This is a genomic window from Fretibacterium fastidiosum (genome assembly GCF_000210715.1).
GTDB lineage: Bacteria > Synergistota > Synergistia > Synergistales > Aminobacteriaceae > Fretibacterium > Fretibacterium fastidiosum.
Window position 1 is genome coordinate 1,273,702 of sequence record NC_021038.1, and the last position, 2,738, is coordinate 1,276,439.

A 2,738-nucleotide genomic window follows, 5' to 3' on the forward strand; every position below is an offset into this window, starting at 1 on the left:
CCTCAACGCCGCGATGGCCCGCTGCTGGGTGGAGCGCGCCTTTCCCTCCGCCTCCAGGCTGCGGCGGAACGCGGAGACGGCGGGTTCCGCCATGGGGTAGGGGGGCAGGGCCGCCTCCTGGCAGAAGCGCAGCCAGTGGCGCAGGTCGGAGGCGTAGCTCTCCGCCGTCAGGCGGCTGCGCCCGCGCTCCGCCTCGAGGTAGGTAAGGAAAGCGTCCACCAGTGCGTCGGCCTCGCGAAAGTCCATGACGTCCCTCCAGCGCGCCCGTTTGGCGCGCGTTTCAATTATACAACGCGGGCCAGGGGACGCCGCACGCTTCGGGGCCTGAACGCAGGACGGACGGGGGATCGATTATTTGGAAGAGCACATCGCTTTTGGTAGGGAAGGCCTCCGCGAAAGCTTTTTCACCTTGCGATGACGGCCGATCCGCAGAAGTCCGGAAGGCAGACGTAGCCGGCATGGGTTTCGGTGCAGAACTCCCTGACCGCCTGACGGACGCCAGGGTACTCCCTGTTGTTGAAATCGTGGATCATGAGGTACCCGCCGGGCGACAGTCGGGGGTAAAAGAACCGAAGCCCCGCCAGGGTCGGTTGATACAGGTCAACGTCGAGGCTGGCGAAGCAGAAGCTCTCATCGATGCCGTCCGCCGTTTCAGGGAACCATCCTTTTTTGACGATGCAGTTTTCTCCGTGTTCCATTTTCTCCAGGACCAACTGAACGGACGTCTGGGAGAAGTCCTGCGATCCCGCTGAAAATTTTTCTTCTGGTCGACGGCCGTATCGCGTCCGTCAAAGCCCTCAAAGGTGTCGAAGAGGTAGAGCTTTTTGTCGGGGAAAAAGTGGTTGATCCTCCTGGCAAAATCTCCGCGGTAGACGCCCAGCTCGGCTGTGGCCCCTCTGGTCGAGTAACGATAGACCTCCCGCGATATCAGCTCCAGGGCTGCCGCGCGCGGTTCGTAGTCATGAAGCGGTTCGTAGAAGCTGTCGCTCTTGAGCGTGGTGTAAACGGCGTTCCCAAATTTGTCCGCGATCAACTTGTGGAAGAAAAGCGAGGCATCGAACAGCTTACGCTTCCAGGTCATCCGGTGGTCAACTCCTTCGTCGGCACCTTTCGCAATTTTAATGCGACGGCATAAAAATAAACCCGTTCCCTCTGTGCTCTCACACCGGAAGGAACGGGAATGATCGTTGGCGGCCCCAACGAGGTTCGAACTCGTGTTTTAGCCTTGAGAGGGCTACGACCTGGACCACTAGTCGATGGGGCCTTAAACGCTCCGCAGCTTAAAAACGTGTCGCCGCAACAGCGGAGAAAATAATACCACAGGGGGTGCGATAGCGCAAGGGGGAATTTTCATCCGCGGTTGGGAACGAGGCGCTTTTTTCGTTCGGGCTTGCGGGGCGGCGGAAACACGGCGACAAAAAAATGCAGAGACAAGTCCGCCTTGGGGGGGTAAACGAAACTTGTCTCTGCATATCTGATAAGGGCCTTCAGGGGGAGCGGCCTTCGCCGCAGTTGAGATGAAACTTAATCCACACCCAGGCCTCCGGTATCAGCAAATTGAAGCGCCCAGCTCCTTGCAGGCCTCCAGCCCCTCAGCGTTCGGGGCCTCGTTGCAGGTCACGCTCGGCGCGGCGAGGGCAATGCCCGCCGCCTTGCAATCGCTCTCCCAGCTCTCCATCCACTCGCCGCTGCCCCAACCATAGGAGCCGAACAGGGCGACCTTCTTGCCGGCGCACTTGTCCTTCACGCCGTCGAACATCGGCTGGAACTCGGACTCCTCCAACACCTCGGAGCCCATGGCGGGACACCCAAACGCAATGCCGCTGTAGCCGGCCGCCTTGTCCGCGGAGAACTCGCCGCACGTCAGGACGTCAACCTCCGCGCCCTTCGCCTTTGCGCCCTCCGCGACGGCCTTGGCCATTGCCTCCGTGTTGCCCGTCCCGCTCCAGTAAACCACAGCGACCTTGCTCATGTCAGACCATCCTTCCTCTTGACCAAAATCTTAACCGGCGACGATCATTTGCTCCACCGACCGACCCCTCGAGTAGCACCGGCCGTAGATCTCCGTACACCTTCGATACCTCGCGAAGGCCTTCTGGGCCGCAGCCGCGTCGCCGTATACCTTCCACGTTCCGACGCACTTGCACCCCACGTCGCGATGATCCATAAAACCCCGAACGTCGTCGGGAGGATATCCTAAAAACAACCCTATCTCGTGAGGAAACGCCCCTTCACGCCGCAGCCGGCAGATCAACTCCGCCACGCACGCTCCCGGCGTGATGCGTCGGTATCCCCGTTCCCGAAGGATCTTCACCGCTTCCTCGTCCAGGAGGTCGCGATCCAGACGCGACTTCCTGTAGAGGTAGAGCAACACCCTTCCGTTTTTCTTGCTCATCGGCACGAGGACCAGCCCCTTGGGGGACAACATCCGATTGAGCCTTCTCACGTCCTGCCGAATCTCCTCCTCCGACGTGTGTTTGGAGGTGAACAAACTGCCCGTCTTCAAGCCGGCCAGAGTGGGAGCTGCATAGTCGATCAGTTCCTCCTCCGACACCTCCGCCACCCTCCTCGCACCGGGACGTCATCAACTCAAGTTCTTTTTCGTAAATACTAATTAGTTATTTCAAACTTCGAGAAGAAGTATATATTAGCCCTTTCGGTTTGTCAATACGTTTTTGAAAGAAAATTTTTTCGCCGTCAGCGCTTCAGGGAAACACTGATTCATACCAAATCGCGTC

5 protein-coding genes and 1 tRNA gene are annotated in these 2,738 nt (G+C 59.1%); 1 reads left to right on the plus strand and 5 read right to left on the minus strand.

Annotation, left to right across the window (positions count from 1 at the left end; translation table 11 throughout):
- Both SY1_RS05875 and SY1_RS05880 read right to left on the minus strand, forming a co-directional pair.
- On the minus strand, positions 1-246 hold a 246-nt coding region (locus SY1_RS05875), incomplete at its 3' end, for a site-specific integrase (RefSeq protein WP_208873058.1).
- 158 nt (positions 247-404) lie between these two features.
- Positions 405-698 (minus strand): TylF/MycF/NovP-related O-methyltransferase, encoded by a 294-nt coding sequence (locus tag SY1_RS05880; RefSeq protein ID WP_208873060.1) that lies wholly within the window; start codon positions 696-698, stop codon positions 405-407.
- Positions 699-961: 263 nt separating this feature from the next.
- Between SY1_RS05880 and SY1_RS05885 the strand changes: the two genes are divergently transcribed.
- Positions 962-1,135: a hypothetical protein gene (locus tag SY1_RS05885; RefSeq protein ID WP_208873062.1), complete on the plus strand. Its 174-nt coding sequence runs from the start codon at positions 962-964 to the stop codon at positions 1,133-1,135.
- A 53-nt stretch (positions 1,136-1,188) separates the two neighbouring features.
- Here the strand turns inward: SY1_RS05885 and SY1_RS05890 are convergent.
- The 3 genes from SY1_RS05890 to SY1_RS05900 form a co-directional block, all read right to left on the minus strand.
- A tRNA-Glu gene (locus SY1_RS05890) sits at positions 1,189-1,264 on the minus strand.
- Between the two features lie 285 nt (positions 1,265-1,549).
- Positions 1,550-1,972 carry a flavodoxin gene (locus SY1_RS05895; RefSeq protein ID WP_015556477.1) on the minus strand — a complete coding sequence of 141 codons (423 nt, stop codon included), beginning with the start codon at positions 1,970-1,972 and terminating at the stop codon, positions 1,550-1,552.
- A 30-nt stretch (positions 1,973-2,002) separates the two neighbouring features.
- Entirely contained in the window at positions 2,003-2,554 is a 552-nt protein-coding gene (locus SY1_RS05900) for a DUF3793 family protein (RefSeq protein WP_208873063.1), read from the minus strand.
- Positions 2,555-2,738: the final 184 nt, after the last annotated feature.

Bases quoted from the DNA above. Each gene is read 5' to 3' on its own strand.
- SY1_RS05880 (WP_208873060.1), bottom strand. From the start codon at position 698: ATGGAACACGGAGAAAACTGCATCGTCAAAAAAGGATGGTTCCCTGAA.
- SY1_RS05885 (WP_208873062.1), top strand. From the start codon at position 962: ATGAAGCGGTTCGTAGAAGCTGTCGCTCTTGAGCGTGGTGTAAACGGC.
- SY1_RS05895 (WP_015556477.1), bottom strand. From the start codon at position 1,972: ATGAGCAAGGTCGCTGTGGTTTACTGGAGCGGGACGGGCAACACGGAG.